This is a genomic window from Roseobacter sp. YIN89 (assembly GCF_057219365.1).
This window is the reverse complement of record NZ_JBXVVD010000001.1, coordinates 490,933-514,211: the sequence shown is the minus strand read 5'-3', so window position 1 is coordinate 514,211 and position 23,279 is coordinate 490,933. Positions and strand designations below refer to the sequence as shown.

The following is a 23,279-nucleotide window of genomic DNA, read 5'->3' as shown; positions in this document are numbered from 1 at the left end:
GGCGCATGCCCCAAGAACACGCGAACGTTGCCTATCAGGTTATGTGGAACCGCCTGATCTCGGTTGTCGAGGAGCAGGCGCAGGCGTTGGTACGCACCGCTTTCTCAACCTCGGTGCGCGAGGCCGGCGACCTGTCAGCAGGGGTATATGACACTCACGGCAACATGCTGGCACAGGCCGTGACCGGCACGCCCGGCCACGTCAACGCGATGGCTGATGCCGTGGCCCATTTCATCCGCCGTATCGGGCGGCAGAATATGTTCGAAGGCGACGTGTATATCACCAACGACCCTTGGGAAGGTACGGGCCACTTGCACGACATCACAATGGTTACGCCGTCTTTTCACAAGGGCAATCTGGTCGGGTTCTTTGCCTGCACGGCACATATTGTGGACATCGGTGGCCGCGGCTTTGGTGCAGATGCGCAAAGCGTCTACGAGGAAGGCCTCTACATTCCAATCATGAAGTTCGCAGATCGCGGTGACGTCGACGAAACACTCGTCCGTATCATCCGTGGAAATGTCCGCGAACCGGACCAACTGATCGGCGACATCTATGCGCTCGCTACGTGCAACGAAATCGGCCATCGTCGCCTGATTGACATGATGGCGGAGTTCGACCTCGACCATCTGGATGGCATCGCAGCTTTCATCCTCGAAAACTCGCGCCGCGCCACGATCGCGGCAATTGCGGCCCTGCCGCAGACGTCGGCTACAGGCGGGATGACGATGGACGGGTTCGACGTCCCGATCACGCTGAAGGTCAAAGTGAGTGTGCAGGGAGATCGCATTGTCACCGACTTTACCGGCACCTCCGGTGTCGACAAAAAAGGTATCAACTGCCCGCTCGTCTATACCAAGGCCTATGCCTGCTATGCACTCAAAGTCGCGATTGCACCCGAGATACCGAACAACGCGGCCTCGCTCGCTCCGTTTGAAATCACAGCGCCCGAGAACTCCATCGTTAATGCTGTGCACCCTGCACCGGTCGCCCTGCGCCATATCGTCGGGCATTTTGTGCCGGATGCCGTCTATGACGCGTTTGACAAGATCGTGCCAGGACTGGTCCCTGCCGAAGGTGCCGGATGCCTGTGCAACTTTCAGGTCAGTCTGCGCCCGCGCAGCGACGCGCCAGCACCCGCAGATGCCCGTCGGTCTGAAGTGCTGACATTCAATTCCGGTGGCTCCGGCGCACGTCCCGACCACGACGGCATGAACGCAACAGCTTTCCCATCCGGCGTCATGACAATGCCCATCGAGGCCACCGAACACGCAGGCCCCGTCATCATCTGGCGCAAAGAACTGCGCCCCGACAGCGGCGGGGCGGGCAAAACCCGCGGCGGATTGGGGCAATACATGGAGGTCGGCGCGCAGGAAGGCTACGAGTTCGATATCCAAGCAATGTTCGACCGCAGCGCGCACCCAGCTCGGGGCCGACGCGGCGGGCAAAACGGTGAGCCCACAACCATCGCCCTAGATGACGGCACGGCCATGCGTACAAAGGGCAAACAATTCGTGCCACACGGTCGCAAGGTGGTAATGGCTTTCCCCGGCGGAGCGGGCTACGGCGATCCGGCCGAACGCTCGAAAGAACGCGTGAAACGCGATCTCGCCCGCGGGTATATTTCGAAAGAGACAGCGCAGCGGGAATACGGGCTCACCGACAAAGACATTGCGGCGGTTCAATCCGCCGTCACACAGGGAGAACAGATATGAGCAACCAGACCCCGACCCGGCAAAGCTATGACGTTGTCATCGTTGGCGGTGCCATTATGGGCGCGTCGACCGCGTGGTTCTTGTCGGACAATCCCGACTTCGACGGTTCGGTGCTGGTTGTCGAACGCGACATGACCTACGAGAAATGCTCTACAAGTCATACCAACTCCTGCATGCGGCAACAGTTTTCAACCGAACTCAACGTGCGTATCAGCCAGTTTGCCGCCAATTTCGTCAAGAACATTCGTAGCTATATGGGCGGCGATGAACGGGTGCCCGAGCTTGGCATCCGCTCCTTCGGGTACATGTACTTTGCCGACAGCGAAGGTTTTGCCGATGTGCTTCGCGAAAACCAGAAGGTGCAACTGGCCGCCGGTGCCGCAACCCAGCTTATGACACCCGATCAGATCAAAGCCGCCTATCCGTTTTACAATCTGGATGACATCGTGCTGGGGTCTATCAATCTGGTAGATGAAGGGTATTGGGATGGCGCCGCTGTAAATGACTGGTGGCGCAGGCAAAGCCGCGAGCGTGGGATCGAATGGATCCAGAACGAAGTGGTCGCCATCACGCGCAATGCCGCAGGAACCAAAGTGGAAACCGTTACCCTTGCATCGGGCGAAGTGATCGCTTGCGGTCAGGTTGTCAACGCCTCGGGGCCGCGTGCGGCCCGCACCGCGCAGATGGCGGGCATCGATGTGCCGGTGGAGCCGCGTAAACGCTATTCGTGGATCTTCAAGGCAGAACAACCGATTGACCAAGACCTGCCTCTCACAATCGACCCCTCTGGTGTCCATGTGCGCGAAAACGGCGGCGGGACTTATCAGTGCGGCGGGCATTCTGATCATGATCCAGCGGTAGAATATGACGATCATGCCATGGATCATGCCATATGGGAAAACCACATCTGGCCCGTCCTGGCGACCCGTATCCCGCAATTCGAGGCGATCAAAGTACAGGCCGAATGGGTTGGTCACTATGCGATGAACACATTCGATCACAACGCGATCATGGGCCCGCACACCGAACTGTCGAATTTCATCTTCCTCAACGGCTTTTCCGGTCACGGGCTGCAACAGTCGCCCGCCATGGGCCGCGGCACCGCGGAATGGCTCACCTATGGGGAGTATCGTGCGCTGGACATGACGCCATTCCACTACGAACGGATCCCCGCGGGCAATCCGATCATTGAGAAAGCTGTTATTTGATGGCACTTCCCACCAACCAGTCTGGCTGCGCAGCTTCGGGCGGCGAAAAGCAGGTCGGGCGTCGGAGCCGTGCGTGCGACAACTTCGAAGCTGAGGTCGTGCCCAAACAAGGGTGCGGCCTGATGCAGATCGGTACAACGCGCGGTGCGTTTGACGACTTCAGCCTCGCAGACCGGTTTCAATCGTCGACGGTACCCCCCAAGGCTGCGGTGCTGCAGGCAGAGGAGAACGACGCGGCAACGGTCGGGCGGCAGTCGCATCTTGGCACGCCTGATTTACTGTTCCCGACGACCCTCTCGGTGGAACCGGCCAAACTGGCGGGCCAAGCAATACGCAACACGCCACACGATTTTCGACGCATCGTGAACGACTGCATCGCAACGGCTGCCACCGACCTAAAAGGACTTCACCCATGAAGAAAATCGTACTCACTGGCGCGGCTGGCCGTCTCGGCTCCTATCTCCGCGCGCCACTTTCCAAGCTCTGCGACGCGTTCGTATCCTCGGACCTTGCCGACAGCGTCTCGAATCTTGCGCCGAATGAAACCTACGTGAAGGCAGACATCACTGACCTCGACGCGATGGTTGCACTTCTTGAGGGGGCGGACATGGTGGTTCATTTCGGAGCGGTGGGGGATGAAGCCCCAATGGAGGTGCTTTGGGGGCCAAATTTCTACGGCGCTTACACCGTCTGGGAAGCCGCCTATCGAAACAGATTGCGCCGCGTCGTCTACGCATCGTCCATCCACGCCGTGGGGATGCACAAGAAGACTGACTTCATCGGCATTGACGCACCGCACAAACCCGACACCTTCTACGGGCTGGCAAAATGCTTTGCCGAGGATCTGGCCTCACTCTACTGGGACAAACGGGGATTGGAGTCAGTCTGCATGCGCATCCTTTCCTGCGCGCACCCGACCAACTCTCGCGCGGTGGGCACTTGGCTTAGCTATGATGACCTGATCCATATGGTGGAACAGGCGATCAACACGCCCATCACCGGTTTCAGCGTGGTTTACGGTGTGTCCAACAATGACCGGGCACCTGTCGATAATGCCAAAGCCCGGCATCTGGGATACCGCCCCAAAGACAATGCCGAGCAATTCGCGACCGAAATTTACGCAAACGACGGACCGCTTGACCCCGGCGATCCAGCCAATACGCACCACGGCGGCCCGTTCGCAGCCGTCGAACTGGGCAATAGCGGGGTCGCACATCTGAACCTCAGCGCAGACGATACAGCAAAGGATTAATCTCATGGACAAAGTCGCATTGATCACCGCTGGAGGTTCCGGCATGGGCGCAGACAGCGCACGGGCCCTTGCCGCGGACGGCTTCAAAGTCGGCATTCTCTCCTCTTCCGGCAAAGGCGAGGCGCTTGCCAAAGAACTCGGCGGTGTTGGCGTTACAGGCACCAACAAATCCCAAGAAGACCTTCAAAAGTTGATCGATGCGGCGATGAACCACTGGGGTCGCATCGACGTTTTGGTGAACTCCGCCGGTCACGGGCCACGGGCACCGGTGCTGGAACTGAGTGACGAAGACTGGCACGAAGGCATGGAAGTCTACTTCCTGAATGCCGTGCGCCCGACACGGCTTGTCACACCAATCATGCAAAATCAGGGTGGCGGGACGATCATCAATATCTCGACCTTTGCCGCATTTGAACCGAACCCGGTCTTTCCAACGTCCGGAGTGATGCGCGCCGGGCTTGCCGCATTTACAAAACTCTTCGCTGACAAATACGCAGGCGAAAACATCCGCATGAACAACGTGCTGCCGGGCTTTATTGACAGCTTGCCGGAAAAGGAAGAATTCCGCGCAATGATCCCGATGGGCCGCTATGGCAACTCACTCGGCGAGATCGCAAGCGTGGTCGCCTTTCTGGCTTCGGAAGGTGGGGCCTACATCACCGGCCAGAATATCCGGGTCGATGGGGGGATCACGCGGTCCGTCTAAGCCATTGACGCGTAAAGCCCAAAGCATTTTAGCGTCGATACAGTTTGTGCGTCGCGGCAACAAACAAACGGTGCACTTGCGGCGACGGCGCCGGGGGCGCCGCACGACGCTCTAACAGACCGGTTCGATACGAATTTGATTGCCGGTCTTCACCCTGCTCATCACAACGCTGCTCTTAAAGCTCGCGACATCAGGGTTTTCTATGAAGTGACGGCGCGAGAACTCTTCATACGCCGCTGTGTCAGGCAGAACGAGGATCAGCGTAAAGTTATGCTCGCCTGTCACATAGTAACATTGCATAACTTCCGGCGCGTCTGACATGGTGGTTTTGAAACGGTCCAGTTCCTCCACCCCGTCAGGCGAGACAAGTACCTGCACCACAACAGTAACGGACAATCCAAGCATCTCGGGGGCCAGTACGGCAACCTCGGCAGTAACAACCCCGCTTTTGCGAAGCCGTTTCAAGCGCTTCTGGCATGCAGCCGACGACAGGCCAACCTTTTCGGCAAGGCCCTGAGCGGTGATGCGGTTGTTTGCCTGCAGCAAAGACAGGATTTGTCTGTCAAACGCATCGAAATCTGGCTGACCCATCCATCCTCTCTCGAATCAAGTGTTACGCATCTTTCTGATTTTCTTACTCCGCAGACAGTTTTCAATCCGTTTTTCGTAATGAATGCCCGCGATAAATCCGAAAAAGATCGCGCGCGAACTGTATCCTAGATCGCAGGTGGATGCCGCGCGCCGGGCGATTTGTTTTTCACAGCCCCACGGCTTTTGGCAGGTGGCACTGAAACCGTTCATTTTTTTTGAGTTTATTTTGAAAAAGGAGCACACAGATGGAACCAATTTTTGGAGACGCGGTAGCAGGTGATCTGGAATCATCGCTTGGTGGCAATAAAGAGGGTGGCGACGACACGCTTACAGCGCAGGCTGATCAGATTGTCGTCGGTGATGTTGCTGAAATCCGTGCAAATGCCGAGGGCGGCGACGACTCTCTGACATCGACCGGGGGCACACTCTATGGCGATGCGCTGACGATCACGCAAAACGGCGGCGGTGGGGATGACGACTTCACCGTGAGCGGAACGGGGCTGGTGTTCGGAGATGCCCGGACACTCCTGTTAAGCGCTGATGGCGGTGATGACACGTTCGCGATTTCTGGGCTCTCCGGCACGGTCTACGGCGATGCCTTTGAGATGTTCGACGTGAGCGTCGGTGGCAACGACACGTTCACGATTTCTGGGGGCCCCGGCACGGTCTACGGCGATGCCGAGTTGATGTCCGACAAGAGTGTTGGCGGCGATGACACGTTCCATTTTGCAAGCACAGTCGGACCTACCGGAGGGGATTTTTTTGGCGACGCCGAGGAATTGTCAGGCAGGAGCCGTGGGGGAGACGACGTTTTCAATGGCAGCGGTACGGTCCGCGTAGTTTTTGGCGATGGGAATAGACTTCGTGATAAAAGCGTCGGCGGCGATGACGTATTCGACTTCACCAATCTTTCCGCCGTCGGTATCGTCGGCGATGGCAATTTGCAGGGTCAGGCAATTGGTGGCAATGACACCATCACCGTAATACAGAGAGACGGCACTCCCGGCTTCAAAATCGCCGGCGACAGCCTTAATAATATTCAAGACGAAAGCCAAGGTGGCGACGACACCATTACGGTCGAAGGTAGCGGCTTCGAAATACGCGGTGACGCAGGTCTAGTGGTGGAATCCGCCTCTGGCGGCGATGACATCCTGACGGCGATTGGGGACGACAATACGCTTTACGGCGACGCCAGATCGTTTGTAGGGTCTATCGACGCTACCGGCGGCGATGACATCCTGACGGCGACCGGGGACAACAATACCCTTTACGGCGACGCCAAACAATTCCTTGAGATCACCGGCGGGGCGGACACGTTCGTCTTTGGATCTGAGAATGGCACCGCGACGATCGGCGATTTTCGAAACAGTGACGGCGACCAGATCGACTTGACAGCGGCGTTGAATGGATCGGTCGACGCGCTGAGCTTTGCCGATCTCGACAGCAACGGGAATGGCGTGCTGGATAACGGGGATGCCTTCGTTGAGGTCGGCGATCTTACCCTCCTTGGCGTCGACGGAGACGATACGCGCATCGACCTTGGTGCCGCGGCGGGCGGCTCGGCTGACGACAACTTTATCAACATTGCTGGCGTAACGGGCATGATCGAGGAAGACTTCATCTTCGCATGATAGAACGCCCTCGAGCGGCCACCCAGCGCGGCGGAAACACAACGTTCCCGCCCTCATGGCCCAATGCTGCCCTTGCAATGGACGTCACCTTGGCGCTTAAACCTGCAGCCGCCGCGCACCGTATAGCTGCTCGGTGTGGCATCCTCCGACGCGGCTTTTCGAACAATTTTCGTAGTGTGCTTCACCGGACAGCCGGTGCGCTTGAATACGAACGGCGTGTAAACGGCAGGCATTTTAGGTAATCCCGTGCGCCGGGTCCCGATACAATCACTTGGATATACCCCTGCATCTCGCCTCTGGTCCGGACACCGGACTTCCCCGAGACCGCGAAATCTGCGCTTGCCACCAGAGCGATCGTGACAGCCCCGACCTGAAATTTTTCGACCTCGTCAATAGCGGCCCCTTTCAGGCCCACGCAGGCAATGCGCGTCCTGCGCTAGTATCGCAGAGGGCGCCTTTTGTCCTTTGTGGTGCCCCGCTGACGCGGCGGGCCACACGGTCTGGATGAGTCACGCACCGTTTCTTGCCTGTGCGTTTTTCTCGGCATGCTTTTCTGTCGCGCGCAAACAGGATGATGAGCCTGTCCGCCCATACACCCGCTGTCGCCACCGCAGGTGTTAACCCGTTCCTGCCACACGTCCCGACAGACACGCACGTGCTCGCATTGCGCCTCGTCGTCGGTGGCCTCTTTTCGGCTCAAAGCCCAAAGATGCGCGCAGAAACAAAGCCCGGCATCCGGTCAACCGTGCCTTTCCGCCCACAAGACGACACGGCGTTAACCTTTCAACTTCCGAGAAACAATCGCGCCCGTGACGTTCGTTTGTTCGCGCAACGGCGCCAATGCACTGAAAATAATGGGAAATATGGCCCCTTTGCGGCAACAATGTGTTTAAATTGGAAATTTTATCCCTATACTCTGTGACAATAGCAGGGTGACTCCATCGCCGGAAACGCCCGAATGAAGACCTTCAACACGGTGTTGCATGGGACGCGTCATTACAATTATCAACTCGCTTCTCATCGCCTTTTACGGCGCGTTTTTCATGAACGTCTGGTACACCGCGCATTGCGATTACGGCCAGTGTCCTTGGTCCGAAGAACCGGCACCGCTCGAGATTCAAATCGAGAAATTGCGCGCCTCTTAAGGCTTGCGCGAAACAGTCACCCATTGCGACGCAAAGCGAGATCAAGCGGGATATCGCCGCCGCATTGCAGTATGATGACCCGGCGCGCGTAAAGTGATATACTTTTCGTGAACGCCCATGAATAGCCAGAGCTCATGAGTTTAGAAATCGCGGCAGAATCCATCGCTGAAGATCTGCTTGTTCAGACCGGCAAGGCTATTCTGCAAGGTGATGACGCATTGTTCTTGGCGTGCGTTCACTTACCGCTTCTGCTCGAGACAACGACCGGCCAACGATTGATCACCAAACGCAAAGAGGTGTGTACGATCCTTGCCGATTTCCGCCAATACATGCGCAATGAAAGCTATGTGGACATGGTTCGCACGGTGGTCGATGCGAACTTTATCGATGCCGACACGATCGGCTCGACGCACGTCACGCTTTTGACGCAGGAAAACGGGGCCGAGAAACGGTGCCCCTTTCCGGTCTATTCGATCATCCGCCGCTTTGGAAACAAATGGCTTTTGGTATCCAGCCTCTATGCAATTCTGGACTGCGATGCCCATAACGATGCTCTGCTGTCAAAATCCCCTGATACACCAGCCCTGACCGACAAGCAGGTGTAGCGGTTTTTGCGCAAGGCGACTCTGATCGACTGATATGCGCCACCTGAGTCAAAACATTATCCCCAGAATAGCGACAATTCTCCGCCTGAGGCGCCATTGATTTGGTTAACTGTTCGCAATACCCGAAAAATTCGCCATTTCACGGCTTAATGTGGAACATCCTTGCCAAAAAGCGCTGAATTTGCTGCCTTTTTCAGCAATTCGATGCGCTTACAGCATCCAACAAGCAAGAAAAGCCGCGCAACTCGCGGTCAACGCTTTAGGGAGACGGATATGACACGCAAACCCATTTTCACCACAAGCACAGCAATTCTGGCGCTTGCACTGGCCACGGCGCCGGTAACTTTCACCGCAGATGGTATCGGGCTGTCTGCTGCCTATGCGCAGGGAAAAAGCGAAGGCAAAAGCAACGCGGGCGGCAACGGCAAGGGCAAAGGGAACGGCGGCGCAGCCAGCAGCAGCGCGGGTAGCAATGGTAACGCCGGTGGTAACAGCAACGCGGGCGGCAACAGCAGCAACGCGGGCGGCAACAGCAACGCAGGCGGCAACAGCAGCAACGCGGGTAGCAACAGCAACGCAGGCGGCAACAGCAGCAACGCGGGTAGCAACAGCAACGCAGGCGGAAATGGGAACGGCAACGGTGCCATCGCATCGGCGCTGGGTCGCGGCAACGCTGGTCGCGCCGCAGCCCCGGCCAAAGCCAATGCAGCACCCGGCTCTGCCGTGGCGACGGCAGTTGCTTATGGCGAGGCGCGGGTAGCCGCCACAGAAGCGCAGGAAACGGCAGACACAGAGCAAGCTGAGGCAGAAGCCGCGGCAGCAGCCGCTGTAGAGGCGCAGGAAGTCGCCGATACTGCGCAATCAACAGCCGATGACCGTCAGGATGAAGCCAATATTGCGCTGAACGAGGCCATCGCCGCGCAGGACGAAGCCGACGTGCTTCAATCTGCTGCTGCATCCGCGCAGACGGCGGCGGATGATTTGCAGGATACGGCGGATCAAGCGGCCACTGATGCCGAACTGGCGCAAGAAAAGGCAGACGAATCCGGCGAGGAGGAAGATCAGGAACTTGCCGATGAGGCGCTTGAAGAGGCGGAAATGGCTCAGGATCTCGCCGATGCCGCTCAGGACGACGCCGATACCGCGCTGAGCAAGGCAAACGCCGCACAGGCGGAAGCCGACATGGCACAATCCGACGCGGAAATGGCTCAGACTGTCGCAGAAAACGCACAGGCTGCTGCTGACTCAGCACAAGACGACGCGGATGCTGCCACTGATCTCGCGATTGCCGAACAAGGCGAAGCGGATGCCGCGCAGGACGTGGCCGATCAAAAAGCTGAGGAAGAACAAGACGCGCTGGAAATGGCCGTCAAGGACCCAAGCGAAGAAACCGGCGACGCGCTGGCAAAATTGCTCGGCGTTGACTGACCCCAGCGGGCGCTGAAAGGCGCAACGCAACCTTTTTAAAAGCGCGGTCGATGGGCCGCGCTTTTTCGTATGGCTTTCACAACTGACCCGCCCTAGCTTGGGCGTTGATTTCTGTGTAGGCCGCCTGATGATCCGTTCGATTGCTACTGTTTTGATTTCGGTTTGCGTCACTGGCGCTGTGGCGCAAAATCTGCCCGCACCTGTGTCTGACGCAGATTACCGTGCCGTGTCGATAACCGAGGCGCGTCTGGGACAATTGCTGTTCTATGACCCGATCCTTTCCGGAAACAAGACTGTCGCTTGTGCGACTTGCCACCACCCGAAATTTGGCACCTCCGACGGCCTGTCTCTTGGCATTGGCGATGGCGGTATCGGGTTGGGTCCGGCTCGCACGGCTGACCCCGAAAACCAACCCGAAGAGCGTATCCCCCGCAACGCACCGGCACTATTCAATCTTGGCGCGCAAGAGTTTAGCGTCATGTTCCACGATGGAAGACTGGAAGCTGACGCCAGCAAACCATCGGGCATACGCACGCCAATGGGCGAGGACATGGCGCAAGGATTTGCTTCGGTTCTCTCCGCGCAAACCATGTTTCCCGTGTTGAGCCGCGATGAAATGGCTGGCAGCTACGACGAAAACCCGTTGGGCAAGCTGATCCGTCAGGGTCGCATCAGCGGGCCCGGCGGCGCATGGGACCATCTGGCGCGGCGTGTCGCAGAAATACCAGCTTATGCCGAGGCCTTCGTCTCTGCCTACGCACATATCCAGAGCGCGGATGACATCGCCTTTACCGATATATCCAACGCCATCGCGGTTTTCATGGAACATGAATGGCGTTCCGATAGCGCCCCGTTCGATGCTGTGCTGCGAGGGAATTTGCGCCTTGAAGGTCAGGCGGCTGAGGGGATGGAGCTGTTTTACGGCGCATTGGGCTGCGCGTCCTGCCACAGCGGTCCTTTCCTGACAGACCATGGGTTTCATGCGATGGGCGATCCGCAGATCGGTCCGGGAAAATCCGCCACCTTCGAAGATCATTTTCGTGACGACGGGCGATACCGTGTGACGGGCAGGCCCGAGGACCGCTACGCATTTCGAACACCATCCCTGCGCAACATCGCGCATACCGGGCCCTATGGGCACGCGGGCGCGCACAGCGACCTGCGGGCCTACCTGTCCTACCACGCAGACCCCGCCTCCGGGTTGCAGCGCTACGACGTTTCTGCGGCAACTCTGCCTGCTCTGGAACACAAAGACACCGAGGTGCTGAAAGACCCCGAGCTGATGGCCCAGATCGCCGCGTCTGTATCGATTGCACCGCAGAAACTCGATGACCATCAACTGGACGCGCTCATGGCTTTTCTGGAAACGCTCACCGATCCGGTGGCAATGGCCGGACGGCTTGGCGTGCCTGAGACGGTGCCCAGCGGCCTGCCCGTGCCTTAGGGTTTCGTCACCAGATGACTGCGCCCCGCGGCCAGCACATGCGTGCTGCGTGATCCGTCCGGCCACATGACCAGTACCAGAGCTTGCGTTGCCTGCCCCAGCCCAAAGTGTCGCGGCAGCATCTGGCCGCCAGCGTGCCCGCCACCGACAACATGTTGAACACTCTGCCTGACCGGACCTGCCTCAACAGTGACAATCGCACCAACCGCATCGCGGTTGCCGCCCTCCTGACGCAATTGAACAGCGACCCAATCGCCCGCCTGCCGCGTGACGTTGCGGTACAGTTCCAGGGGTGCGCGCCGGTTCGAAACAATCAGATCAAGCCGGCCGTCGCCGTCAAAATCGGCCAGCGCCGCGCCGCGTGATCTGGCCGTGCTGGCGACACCGGCTGTAGCTGCCGCCTCAACGAATGTACCATCGGCGGCCTGCATCAACAGATTGTTGGGGTCTTCCATGGCCATACCGGGCATCTGGTCAACATTGCCTTTGGCCAGAAACAAATCGACCAGACCGTCGTTATCGACATCGGCAAACTCGGCGTGCCAGCCTGTAGAGGGGCGCCCGTCGTCACCGACATGGGGTCGCTGCGCATAGGTGCCTTGGCTGAAAGGTGCCGCAACATAAGCACCATCCGCACCGGCGATCTGCAACAGTTGATCTCCCATGGAGGTCAGCATCACCTCGTCGCGCCCGTCGCCTGTCAGATCCCGGCTGGCAATGCCCATCCCCCAAAGCGATACAGTCGGCCAGCCGTCCGCTTCGGTCAGAAACCGTTTATCACGGACATCCCACATCTGTTCGTACCCGTCACGCACGTAATAATGGCGGTCGTTCGAAAGCCGTAGCGTGACCCGCCCACGCGCATCACGAGCAGTGAGGATCGACAAGGCGCAGAACCCCGGCGACAACTCTTGCAAACGATAGCCCCCCTGCACCGGCACCAGCAGTTCGTTGACATCGCAGGCCTCGAACGGGCCGTCCGGGTCTGTCCGGTCGACGTAATTGCCAACCGCAAACGTTGGCCGGTCATGCCCGGTATCCCACCACGCCGTAAAAGCTGTGCTCCAACGGTCTGTCTGCGGTATCCCCCACTGCTCGGTTACATCGTCAAAGCGACAATCACCAAGTCCGCGGAGCACCAGATTTGGACCTGCTCGCAACACGAAAAGATCAAGCTGGCCATCCCCGTCGATATCCAGAGGATAGGCTCCCACAACGCGGGTCAGATCCTCTAACGCGGTCGCAGCAAACTGGAATGCGCCATGGTTGATGAAAACCGTCGCTGGTGTTTCTCCACCGGCGGCGAAAACATCCGGCAGCGTGTCATCGTTGCAGTCAAAGACCGCCACACCGCCACCGACAAAGTGTTCCCACCCACCGGCGTAAACATGCCCTGCCACGGCGGCAGAGCGGTCTTCGAATAATACCGGGCTGGCCTGCAACGGCGCCGCCAGAACCAGCAAAAGCAACGCCAGACGCATCAGGCAGCCCATGCCTCGCCACCGATCAAGCGGTCGGTAACAAAGGACAGCGCAAGCGCAGAAGCCCCACGCGCCCAAACCAGATCATCCCATTTATTGAATGACACACGACAGGGTTTCCGGCCCTCCACCAGTGCCTGCCGCTGCATTTCATCCAGCACGTCCTGCGCGTAAAGATAGTCATACCGCATATTACCGCCTGAAAGGATGATCAGCGAAGGATCAAACAATTGTACGACATTCGACAGTCCCAGCGCGAGATACCTGCCAGCACGGCTGAAAATATCCTTTGCAACCGCGTCACCTTTTCGCGCGCGGTCAAAAAGGTACTCCAAAACTTCTTCGGGCGTCTCCTCTCCGTCGAACCGGTGGGCAAAAGCAGTCAGAGCTTCGCGGACCAGGGCAAAATCGGCAAGATAGGCCTCAAGACATCCGCGCCGGCCACATTGACAAAGCGCACCGTCCAACGCGACCTTTGTATGCCCCAGTTCCAACCCCATTCCGTGGGCCCCCCGATACAGAGAGTTATCCAGCGCCAGCCCCATGCCGACACCGCTTTCGATCGTGACCACAGCGAAGTTGAGCATGGCCCGACCTTCGCCAAACCAAAGTTCGGCCAAGGTGAGCATGTTGGCGTCGTTATCCAGCACCACAGGCACACCAAGCCGGTCATGGACCCCGCCTGAGAGGTCCGCATCACGGCTCGAAAGCAGCGGCGACCACGCCAGCCGCTTGGTTTTGTGATCCATCACGCCCGGAACGCCCAGCCCAACGGCACGCACATCACCCAGCGTCTTGCCCGCCTTTTGCAGAAGCGCGCCAATCAGTTGCTCCGTCTCTGATACAATCTGCGGCACCGAACGGCGGCCGTCACCGGACGGAAGCGAAACGCTGGCGACCACATTTCCGGCAAAGTCTGACAGCACTGCCGTGTGGCGCTTGAAAGCCAGCTTGACCCCCACGACGAAAGCGGCATCCGGCGTCACCTCAAGCGAGATGCGGGGCCGGCCCCGCCCCAATTCGCGCGAACGGCCTTCGACCTCGTGCAGGAAACCCGCAGCAATCAGATCAGCGGTCAGGGTCGTGGCAGATCCGGCACTGATCTGCAGTGCGTCCGTCACATCCGCGCGGGCGGCGCGACCACGGCCACGGACGTACTCGAATACCTCCTGCCGCAAAGATTTTCCCGCCACACGCGCCGATTGCATCAGCGGCCCACAGCCAAGGGGGCCCTGCTGAGTATCGATTGCGCCTGCCTCCCCCATTAATTCACCCCCCGTAATTAAATGGCATGAATCCTGCGATCCAGCCGCGGCAAATCTGATGCTAGGCGAGAAAATTGCCTGTGGCGAGCTAATTTTTACGCAGTATGAGAATTTTTATTTTGACAGCTAAAAAAAAGTTTGTCAGCTTTAGCTATCGGGTCACGCGACTCGCCCTGCAATCGAAAACGGTGCGGGAACATAATGGGAGGAACTCATGAAAAGATTTCTTTTGGCGGCCGCGCTGACCGCTACATCGCTTGGAACAACTGTTTACGCGGACGGCCATGGCATGACTGTTGGCGTCAGCTGGTCCAACTTTCAGGAAGAGCGCTGGAAGACTGATGAAGCAGCGATCAAAGCAGCGCTCGACGCGGCAGGCGCCAAGTATATTTCAGCAGATGCGCAATCTTCTTCCGCCAAGCAACTCGCTGACGTGGAAAGCCTGATTGCCCAAGGCGTCGACGCACTGATCATCCTCGCACAAGACAGCGCGGCGATCGGCCCTGCGGTTGATGCCGCTGCCGCAGAAGGCATTCCGGTGATCGGCTATGACCGCCTGATCGAAGATTCCCGCGCCTTTTACCTGACCTTTGACAACGTGGAAGTCGGCCGCATGCAGGCCCGCGCGGTGCTCGAAGCGCAGCCCGAAGGCAACTACGTCATGATCAAGGGTTCGCCCACAGATCCGAACGCGGACTTCCTGCGTGGCGGTCAGCAAGAAGTGCTGCAGGATGCGATCGACGCGGGCAAGGTTGTCATTGTTGATGAAGCCTACACAGATGGCTGGCTGCCTGCGAACGCACAGCGCAACATGGAACAGATCCTGACAGCCAACGACAACAACGTTGACGCGGTCGTGGCCTCGAACGACGGCACCGCCGGCGGCGTTGTGGCAGCGCTGACCGCACAGGGCATGGAAGGTATCCCGGTTTCCGGTCAGGATGGCGACCACGCAGCGCTCAACCGTGTTGCGCTTGGCACGCAGACTGTGTCTGTCTGGAAAGACGCACGCGAGCTTGGCAAGGCTGCCGGCGAAATCGCCGCGACACTGGCTGGCAATGACGGCGACCTGTCCGGTGTTGACGGTGCGGTCACATGGACCTCGCCCGCCGGTACCGACATGACAGCGATGTTCCTCGCACCGGTGCCGGTGACCAAGGACAACCTCTCGCTGGTCGTCGACGCAGGCTGGATCGCGCTCGACAAACTCTGCCAAGGCGTCTCCGGCGGACCCGCGCCTTGTAACTAAGCTTTCTCCCTGCTCCGGCCTGCGCGTTTTGCGGGCCGGAGACCTTGTTTTTTCCTTCACCCCGGTTTTTTCGACTTCGCTCGACCCATATCGGCAGCGGCAGGAGATGATCTATGTCCGATCAGGCAACAGACATGCCCGATGCGCCCGCAAAGCGCAGCTTTTTCCAGACGCTTGAACTGGACACCCGCCTCCTCGGCATGGTGGGTGCCTTCATTCTGGTGGCACTGGTGTTCAATATCCTCACCGAGGGCCGGTTTCTGACACCGCGGAACATCTTCAACCTGACCATCCAGACGGTGAGTGTTGCGATCATGGCCACCGGCATGGTGTTCATCATTGTCAGCCGCCACATCGACCTGAGCGTCGGTGCCGTTCTGGCTGCCTGCTCTGCGGCCATGGCAATGCTGCAGGTCCGCATCCTGCCGGGCACCTTCGGGTTCGAGATCGGCCACTGGATGATCCCGTGGATCGCCATCGGTGCTGGCATCCTGCTGGGCGCCATCATCGGCGCATTCAACGGCTGGCTGGTGGGCTATCAGGGCATTCCGGCTTTCATCGTAACGCTCGGCGGATTTCTGATCTGGCGCAACGTCGGCTGGTACCAGACAGGCGGCCAGACGATTGGCCCGCTCGACCAGACCTTCATGATGTTCGGCGGGATCAACGGCACACTGGGCGGAACGATCAGTTGGATCATCGGGCTTATTGCCATCGCATGCACCATTGCACTGATCTTCAACGCACGGCGCACCAAAACCTCGCACGGCTTTCCGGTCAAACCGCTCTGGGCCGAACTGACGCTGACAGGCATTCTGTCAGCAGCAATCGCGGGTTTTATTGCCATTCTGACAAGCTACGAGGTGCCCGCAAGGGTCGTGGCGCGTGATCCGGCCAAATACGGATGTGACGTGGCAGAAGGCTGCAACGCCGTCTACGGCCTGCCAATATCGGTCCTGCTGCTGATCGCCATCGCCACCATTATGACAGTCATCGCCCGCAAGACCCGATTTGGCCGGTATATCTTTGCCAATGGCGGCAATCCGGACGCTGCGGAACTCTCGGGCATCAACACACGCATGCTGACCGTGAAAATCTTTGCGCTGATGGGCGTGCTCTGCGCGATCGCAGCCGTTGTCGCATCCTCGCGTCTGGCCAACCACTCCAATGACCTTGGCACGCTGGACGAGTTGCGCGTCATTGCAGCAGCGGTCATCGGCGGCACCGCTCTTTCGGGCGGCATCGGCACGATCTACGGCGCAATTCTGGGGGCCCTGATCATGCAGTCTCTGCAATCGGGCATGGCCATGGTTGGTGTCGACGCACCATTCCAAAACATCGTTGTAGGCGCTGTTCTGGTCGCGGCCGTCTTCATCGATATCCAGTACCGCAAACGCACGGGAGGCAAGTAATCATGGCACCTCTGGTCGAAATGAAAAACGTCTCCATCGCCTTTGGCGGCATTCAGGCGGTTGATAATGTGTCGATATCACTGAACGCAGGCGAGGTTGTGGGCCTTCTGGGCCACAACGGCGCAGGCAAGTCCACACTGATCAAGATGCTGTCGGGTGCCTACAAGATGGACAGCGGCGAAATCTGGATCAACGGCGAGCGGGCCCATATCGCCAGCCCGCGCGACGCGCGCGATCACAACATCGAAACGATCTACCAGACGCTGGCGCTGGCGGATAATCTTGATGCCGCCTCCAACCTCTTTCTGGGCCGCGAACTGACCACGCCGCTTGGCTTTGTCGATGACGACCGGATGGAAGCAGAGACGCGCAAGATCATGGCCAAGCTCAATCCGAACTTTCGCAAGCTGAAAGAACCGGTTTCGGCACTTTCCGGGGGGCAGCGGCAGTCTGTGGCGATTGCCCGCGCGGTCTACTTTAACGCAAAGATCCTGATCATGGACGAGCCGACGGCCGCACTTGGCGTGCACGAGACCGCCATGGTTGCCGAGCTGATCCAAGAACTGAAAAAGCAAGGGCTCGGCATCTTCCTGATCAGTCACGACACCCGCGAAATGATGGAGTTGTGCGACCGTGTGGCCGTCATGAAAAACGGCAAGATGGTCGGCACCGAAAGGGTCGAGGACGTGACCGAGGACGACATCCTGTCGATGATCATTCTTGGCAAGAACCCAAAGCAGGCAGCCTGATCACAGAGAACCTCTGGGGAGGGAATGGGGTGGCCGGGAAATCGGCCGCCCTTTTTTGTGCTGCCCGGTCAGGCGTTGCAGCCCACCAAAGGGACATTGGCAACAGGGGCTGCGTCAAAGCTGCCGGTCACGTCACCGCCGTCGTATGACACGACAACCGATGCGCCGCTGATCTCAGAGCTGTTGACCATCGTCTCGCTGCGGCCTGCTGTATCATCAACGTCAATGGTGAACGCCACAGAGGCATTGGGACCAAGCCCCGTCAGCTTCAGCGACACTTCTGTGTCTCCGTCCGCAACGTTGGGCACTTCGGCCACCACATCGCGGCCCGCGACAAGCTCAAGAGGTTGGAATACTTCTACCCCGGCGCCCTGCCCCGTGACATCGAAAATCAATCCGCCGGCGGACCCGTTCAGTTCAATTTTTACCGTCATGGCACCAAAGGCGCAGGCTCCCGTGTTCACGATGGAAAACCGGTCTTTTGGTGCACCTTCGTCAAAGCGTACGACCAATTCCGCTGCTGCGGGTGCACTCATCGCCGCCAGCGTCACTACCGTTGTCAGTATTTTCATATCTCGTCCTTTCATCCCGAATGCCAGCAGCTAGCGCGGTGCGGCACAAATGAAAGGAATCTGTTGACGCGAAAATCATTTCGGATTTACCGTCGGGGCAGCACTAGACACCACTGTACAGTGCTGGGCGCAAGGGAGATCAGCAATGAAATCGAATTACAGGGTCGTGGTAATCGGTGGCGGCGTCGTCGGGGCGTCGGTTCTCTACCATTTGGCAAAGATGGGCTGGAAGGACGTGTGCCTGATCGAACGATCCGTGCTGACGGCCGGGTCCAGTTGGCACGCCGCCGGCGGCATCCATGCACTGAATGCAGACCCGAACATTGCCGCGTTGCAGGCCTATACGATCGACCTTTTGTCCGAGATCGAAAAGGAAAGCGGCCAGAACATCGGTCTGCACATGACCGGCGGCCTGACAATGGCAGGCACGCCCGACCGGTGGGAATGGCTGCAGTCGGCCTATCGGACATTCCAGTCGATCGGGATTGACGACTGCCGTCTGGTCAGCGTCGAAGAAGCACTGGAACTGAACCCGATCATGTCCGGCGACGGCTTGCTGGGCGGCATGTGGGCCGACCGCGAGGGCTACATTGACACCACGGGGACAGTTCACGCCTATGCGGGGGCCGCGAAAAAGCACGGCGCAGAAGTCATCGAGCACAATCGCGTGCTCGAACTCAACCAGACCCTCGAGGGGTGGGAGGTTGTCACTGAAAAGGGTACCGTTAACTGCGAGCATGTTGTCAACGCAGCAGGGCTCTGGGCCAAACAGGTGGGCCGCATGGCCGGGATCGAGCTGCCGGTGTCGCCGCTCAATCACCACTACCTGATCTCCGACACGATCCCGCAACTCGAAGAACTGGACTTCGAAGTGCCAATGACGGTCGATCTGGAAGGGTTTACTTATCTTCGGCAGGATCAGAAGGGTGTGCTGCTGGGCATCTACGAGATCAATCACCAACACTGGATGATGGACGGCGCGCCTTGGGAATACGGGTTCGAACTGCAACAGGAAGACCCCGACCGTATCGAGCACGAACTGACGCTCGGTTTCGAACGCTACCCCTGCCTGCAGGAGGTGGGTGTCAAGACATGGGTGAACGGCGCCTTTACCTTTTCGCCCGACGGCAACCCGCTCGTGGGTCCGGTGCCCGGCAAACGGGGCTACTGGTCGGCCTGTGCGGTGATGGCGGGCTTTTTGCAGGGCGGTGGCGTTGGCAAATCGCTGGCCGAATGGATGATCCACGGCGCTCCCGAGGCCGATGTCTACGGCATGGATGTCGCGCGCTACGGTATATGGGCAGAGAACAAACAGTACATCAAGGAAACCACCGGGCAGTTCTATACCCGACGCTTTGTCATGACCTACCCGAACGAGCAGCTCCCCGCGGGGCGGCCCATCAAGACGGCTGGCGCTTATGCCGACATGACCGCTGCGGGCTGCCAATGGGGGCAAAGCTGGGATCTGGAGGTGCCTCTCTACTTCGCCGAGCCCGGCTTTGAGGAAACACCTTCGCTAAAGCGATCAAACGCACATGACATCGTCGCCGCCGAGTGCAAGGCTGTACGCGAAGGCGTGGGATTGCTGGACATCACCGGTTTTTCCCGCTTCGAGGTCACAGGCCCCAACGCGCAACAGTGGCTTGATGGGCTCATGGCGTCGGCGCTGCCCAAACCGGGCCGGGCCAAGCTTGCGCCGATGCTGGCCGAAGACGGACGTCTGAAGGGAGACCTCACCGTCTTTAACTGGGGCGACGGCACATGGTGGATCATGGGCAGCTACTACCTGCGCGCCTGGCACATGCGCTGGTTTGACGATCACATGGCCGAAGGCGTCACAGTGCGCGATCTGGGCGATGATACCTCGGGCTTCTCGCTTGCCGGCCCCGCCTCGCGCAAGGTCATCGAAAAGCTGACAGACGGCGCGGTGGGCGATTTGCCGTTTATGGGCTGCGGCGCTTTCGACATAGGGCTGCTGCGGTGCAAGGTCGGCAGGCTGTCCGTGGCGGGCGAGTTGGGTTACGAAATTCACTGCCGCGCAGGCGATCACGCCGTCTTGCGCAGGATCCTGCTAGAGGCTGGCGCAGACGAGGGCATTCGCGAATACGGTTTCAACGCATTGCTCAGTCTGCGGCTGGAAAAGAGCTTTGGCATCTGGAATGCCGAGTTCACCCAAGGCTACACCCCGGGCATGACGGGCATGGATCGCTGGATCGACTGGAACAAGGAGTTCATCGGCAAGCCCGCCGCCGTCGCCGAGCGAGACGGCAACGGCCCTGCACAGGTGCAGGTCACGCTGGAAATCGAAGCCGACGGCGCGGATGCCAGCGGCTATGAGCCGATCTGGTCGGACGGCGCGCAGGTCGGCTTTGTGACCTCGGGCGGTTTCGGGCACTGTACCGGCAAGTCGCTTGCCATGGCGCTTATTGACAGGGACAAGGCGCAGCCCGGCTCTGAGGTAACGGTACATGTGGTCGGGGTAGAACGCGCCGCACATGTGATCGACCCCTCGCCTTATGATCCCGAGGGCAAGGCCATGCGCGGATGAGCCAGCCAGACAGCAAACCCCGGCGCCGGAAAAGGCGCGCGGGCGCTGTCCCCGCGGGGACGCAGCGCACGGTGAATTATCGAAATCTTCGTAATCCGTTTCCGCAGATGTCGGTCTTTTCGGATGACGAGGCAAACGCGATGCACGAGACCGCGCTGCGCACGTTGCAAGAACTCGGGATGAAAGTCCTCCTGCCCGAAGCCGTCGACATATTCCGGCGCGGCGGCGCGCGTGTGGACGGCGACATGGTCTACATCGGGCGCGACATGGTCGACGCGGCACTTAGTTCCGCGCCAAAGTCGATCACGGGACGCGCCGGAGCGCGCGCAAGGGATATAACGCTGGAACTGGGCAGTCTGGTCTTTCAGCCCGGAGCCGGTGCGCCGCATGCAACAGACCGAGAGCGCGGGCGGCGGGCGGGATCAGCGCAGGATTTCCGCGAATACACCAAGATTGCCCATCACTTTGACGTCTTTCAGATGATGTCACCGTCGGTCGAACCGCAGGATGTTCCCATTCATCTGCGCCACTATTTCACCACCGAAACGCAGATGCAGCTGACCGACAAGTTCCCGTTCATCTTTGCACGGGGCACGCCTCAGGCGATGGACTGCTTTGAAATGATCCGCGACTTCCGCGGGCTGAGCGATGACACATTTCAGGCCGACCCGTGCTGCTATACCATCATCAACACGAACAGCCCGCGCATGCTCGACATACCGATGGCGCAGGGACTGATCGATTTTGCCCGCGCGGGCCAGCTTTCCATCGTGACGCCATTCACGCTCATGGGGGCCATGGCACCGATCACCGTGGCGGGGGCAATCACGCTGAGCCATGCCGAAGCCTTGGCCGGCATTACCCTGACGCAATTAACACGGCCCGGCGCGCCGGTGTGCTATGGCACTTTTACGTCGAACGTCGACATGAAGTCGGGCGCGCCCGCCTTTGGCACACCTGCCCATTTTCAGGCGTCACTTGCCGCAGGACAGTTGGCGCGACTGACAGGATTGCCGTGGCGCAGCGCCGCCGGTTCTGCCGCGACCAGCAACGACGTGCAGGCGGCAAACGAGAACCAGATGGGCCTGTGGGGGTGCCTGATGGCGGGGGCGACCGTGATCATCCATTCGGCAGGGTGGCTCGAAGGCGGGCTGACGGTATCGTATGAAAAACTCATCACCGATGCAGAAGTACTCAATATGATTGCAGAGTTGTGCGCCGGGGCGCAGGCGGGCCGCGCAGAGATCGGGTTTGACAGCGCATTGGCAGCGGTCACCCCGGGCGGGCACTTTTTTGACGCGCCGCAAACGATGGAACGCTATGCCACCGAGTTTTACGAGCCCGTCGTTCACGACTACGCGAATTTCGGCACATGGACCGAACGCGGGGCACAGGACGCAACGGTGCGCGCAACGCAGGTCTGGAAAGATATTCTGGCCGCCGATGTGCGACCACCGGTGAATGAAGACAGGCTGGGCGCTTTGCAGGAATTCATCGCACGGCGAACCGCCGAAGGCGGTGCAGCACCGGAAAGCTGAGCATGCAAGACGTGTCGCAGCCTGCCGCAACCGGCAACATCAAGGCCACCCGAGAGGATTGGCTGGCCGCAGCGATGGAGGCGTTGATCGCCCATGGCGTCGAAGGTGTGAAGGTGCAGGTTCTTGGCAGTCAACTGGGTGTGTCGCGGTCGAGTTTTTACTGGTACTTCAAGTCGCGGCAGGATTTGCTCGATGCCCTGCTGGACCACTGGCAGCAAACGAATACCGCCGCGCTTGTTTCCATGGCAGAAAAACCTGCGGCTACGATTACCGAAAGTGTGTGCAACGTCTTTCGCTGCGTGATCAACCCTGCGCTGTTTGACACGCGGCTGGATTTTGCCGTTCGGGACTGGGCGCGCCGGTCCGCGACGGTCCGCCGTGCGATGGAGGCTTCCGAAAACCAGCGGCTGGCCGCCTTACAGCAGATGTTTGACCGCTTTGGCTATCCGGAACTGGAGGCGGTGGCGCGCGCGCGGATTCTCTATTACATGCAAATCGGCTATGACGACGCGCAACTGGGCGAGCCGATGGCGGTGCGTAACGCACTGATGCCGGCCTATCTGGTGGGCTTCACCGGTCAGCATCCGAAACCCGAAGAGGTGACCGCGCTGCGGGCCTATGCCGTCGCACTTGAATCTGGGGAACTATCTGTTCAACCTGCTTAAATTGCGAGCGTGTATCTCTGATTTTGCAGGTTGACTGTGCGCTGGCTATAGTTGACGCAATCGAATATGCGCTAC

General features: G+C 59.2%; 20 protein-coding genes. 16 read left to right on the top strand and 4 right to left on the bottom strand.

From position 1 onward, the window contains the following. The first annotated feature begins 5 nt into the window (after nucleotides 1-5). Genes AC2D8V_RS02595 through AC2D8V_RS02575 form a run of 5 tightly spaced genes read left to right on the top strand, consistent with a single transcriptional unit; the run spans nucleotide 6 to nucleotide 4,881 of the window. On the top strand, nucleotides 6-1,715 hold the full coding sequence (locus AC2D8V_RS02595; protein WP_484731948.1) for a hydantoinase B/oxoprolinase family protein: 1,710 nt from the start codon (nucleotides 6-8) through the stop codon (nucleotides 1,713-1,715). Next, nucleotides 1,712-2,923, top strand: coding sequence for an NAD(P)/FAD-dependent oxidoreductase (locus AC2D8V_RS02590; RefSeq protein WP_484731947.1), 1,212 nt, complete (start codon nucleotides 1,712-1,714; stop codon nucleotides 2,921-2,923). Before AC2D8V_RS02595 ends, AC2D8V_RS02590 begins: the two co-directional genes overlap by 4 nt. Further along, complete coding sequence (locus AC2D8V_RS02585; RefSeq protein ID WP_484731946.1) at nucleotides 2,923-3,339, top strand: hypothetical protein; 417 nt, start codon at nucleotides 2,923-2,925, stop codon at nucleotides 3,337-3,339. Before AC2D8V_RS02590 ends, AC2D8V_RS02585 begins: the two co-directional genes overlap by 1 nt. Then, nucleotides 3,336-4,175, top strand: a complete 840-nt coding sequence (locus AC2D8V_RS02580; protein WP_484731945.1) for an NAD-dependent epimerase/dehydratase family protein — start codon at nucleotides 3,336-3,338, stop codon at nucleotides 4,173-4,175. Before AC2D8V_RS02585 ends, AC2D8V_RS02580 begins: the two co-directional genes overlap by 4 nt. Before the next feature lie 4 nt (nucleotides 4,176-4,179). Next, nucleotides 4,180-4,881, top strand: coding sequence for an SDR family oxidoreductase (locus tag AC2D8V_RS02575; RefSeq protein WP_484731944.1), 702 nt, complete (start codon nucleotides 4,180-4,182; stop codon nucleotides 4,879-4,881). Between the two features lie 111 nt (nucleotides 4,882-4,992). Here AC2D8V_RS02575 and AC2D8V_RS02570 read toward each other — a convergent pair whose 3' ends face one another. Then, complete coding sequence (locus tag AC2D8V_RS02570) at nucleotides 4,993-5,472, bottom strand: Lrp/AsnC family transcriptional regulator (RefSeq protein WP_484731943.1); 480 nt, start codon at nucleotides 5,470-5,472, stop codon at nucleotides 4,993-4,995. A 245-nt stretch (nucleotides 5,473-5,717) separates the two neighbouring features. On the opposite strand from AC2D8V_RS02570, the gene AC2D8V_RS02565 reads away from it, so the two are divergent. The 5 genes from AC2D8V_RS02565 to AC2D8V_RS02545 all read left to right on the top strand — a co-directional run bounded on the left by AC2D8V_RS02565 (nucleotide 5,718) and on the right by AC2D8V_RS02545 (nucleotide 11,725). Then, entirely contained in the window at nucleotides 5,718-7,103 is a 1,386-nt protein-coding gene (locus tag AC2D8V_RS02565; protein ID WP_484731942.1) for a calcium-binding protein, read from the top strand. 983 nt (nucleotides 7,104-8,086) lie between these two features. After that, nucleotides 8,087-8,248 (top strand): hypothetical protein, encoded by a 162-nt coding sequence (locus AC2D8V_RS02560; RefSeq protein WP_484731941.1) that lies wholly within the window; start codon nucleotides 8,087-8,089, stop codon nucleotides 8,246-8,248. 134 nt (nucleotides 8,249-8,382) lie between these two features. Next, complete coding sequence (locus tag AC2D8V_RS02555) at nucleotides 8,383-8,853, top strand: hypothetical protein (protein WP_484731940.1); 471 nt, start codon at nucleotides 8,383-8,385, stop codon at nucleotides 8,851-8,853. Between the two features lie 273 nt (nucleotides 8,854-9,126). Then, nucleotides 9,127-10,281: a hypothetical protein gene (locus AC2D8V_RS02550; protein WP_484731939.1), complete on the top strand. Its 1,155-nt coding sequence runs from the start codon at nucleotides 9,127-9,129 to the stop codon at nucleotides 10,279-10,281. Between the two features lie 127 nt (nucleotides 10,282-10,408). Further along, nucleotides 10,409-11,725: a cytochrome-c peroxidase gene (locus AC2D8V_RS02545; protein ID WP_484731938.1), complete on the top strand. Its 1,317-nt coding sequence runs from the start codon at nucleotides 10,409-10,411 to the stop codon at nucleotides 11,723-11,725. Here the strand turns inward: AC2D8V_RS02545 and AC2D8V_RS02540 are convergent. Both AC2D8V_RS02540 and AC2D8V_RS02535 read right to left on the bottom strand, forming a co-directional pair. Beyond that, on the bottom strand, nucleotides 11,722-13,218 hold the full coding sequence (locus AC2D8V_RS02540) for a CRTAC1 family protein (RefSeq protein WP_484731937.1): 1,497 nt from the start codon (nucleotides 13,216-13,218) through the stop codon (nucleotides 11,722-11,724). The genes AC2D8V_RS02545 and AC2D8V_RS02540 overlap by 4 nt on opposite strands. Next, complete coding sequence (locus AC2D8V_RS02535; RefSeq protein WP_484731936.1) at nucleotides 13,206-14,471, bottom strand: ROK family protein; 1,266 nt, start codon at nucleotides 14,469-14,471, stop codon at nucleotides 13,206-13,208. Before AC2D8V_RS02535 ends, AC2D8V_RS02540 begins: the two co-directional genes overlap by 13 nt. 214 nt (nucleotides 14,472-14,685) lie before the next feature. Between AC2D8V_RS02535 and xylF the strand changes: the two genes are divergently transcribed. The 3 genes from xylF (at nucleotide 14,686) to AC2D8V_RS02520 (ending at nucleotide 17,881) form a co-directional block, all read left to right on the top strand. Continuing rightward, nucleotides 14,686-15,720 (top strand): D-xylose ABC transporter substrate-binding protein, encoded by a 1,035-nt coding sequence (gene xylF / locus AC2D8V_RS02530; RefSeq protein ID WP_484731935.1) that lies wholly within the window; start codon nucleotides 14,686-14,688, stop codon nucleotides 15,718-15,720. 113 nt (nucleotides 15,721-15,833) lie between these two features. Beyond that, nucleotides 15,834-17,132, top strand: a complete 1,299-nt coding sequence (locus tag AC2D8V_RS02525; RefSeq protein WP_484731934.1) for a sugar ABC transporter permease — start codon at nucleotides 15,834-15,836, stop codon at nucleotides 17,130-17,132. Between the two features lie 2 nt (nucleotides 17,133-17,134). Next, on the top strand, nucleotides 17,135-17,881 hold the full coding sequence (locus tag AC2D8V_RS02520) for an ATP-binding cassette domain-containing protein (protein WP_484731933.1): 747 nt from the start codon (nucleotides 17,135-17,137) through the stop codon (nucleotides 17,879-17,881). Nucleotides 17,882-17,949: 68 nt separating this feature from the next. On the opposite strand, the gene AC2D8V_RS02515 is transcribed toward AC2D8V_RS02520, so the two are convergent. Continuing rightward, a complete protein-coding gene (locus AC2D8V_RS02515; protein ID WP_484731932.1) occupies nucleotides 17,950-18,453 on the bottom strand; it encodes an aggregation factor core in 504 nt (167 codons plus the stop codon). A 145-nt stretch (nucleotides 18,454-18,598) separates the two neighbouring features. Here AC2D8V_RS02515 and AC2D8V_RS02510 point away from each other — a divergent pair, with 145 nt between their 5' ends. Genes AC2D8V_RS02510 through AC2D8V_RS02500 form a run of 3 tightly spaced genes read left to right on the top strand, consistent with a single transcriptional unit; the run spans nucleotide 18,599 to nucleotide 23,204 of the window. Continuing rightward, nucleotides 18,599-21,001, top strand: a complete 2,403-nt coding sequence (locus AC2D8V_RS02510; protein WP_484731931.1) for a GcvT family protein — start codon at nucleotides 18,599-18,601, stop codon at nucleotides 20,999-21,001. Next, complete coding sequence (locus AC2D8V_RS02505) at nucleotides 20,998-22,539, top strand: trimethylamine methyltransferase family protein (protein WP_484731930.1); 1,542 nt, start codon at nucleotides 20,998-21,000, stop codon at nucleotides 22,537-22,539. Before AC2D8V_RS02510 ends, AC2D8V_RS02505 begins: the two co-directional genes overlap by 4 nt. Before the next feature lie 2 nt (nucleotides 22,540-22,541). After that, nucleotides 22,542-23,204 (top strand): TetR/AcrR family transcriptional regulator, encoded by a 663-nt coding sequence (locus AC2D8V_RS02500; RefSeq protein ID WP_484731929.1) that lies wholly within the window; start codon nucleotides 22,542-22,544, stop codon nucleotides 23,202-23,204. Nucleotides 23,205-23,279 lie beyond the last annotated feature (75 nt).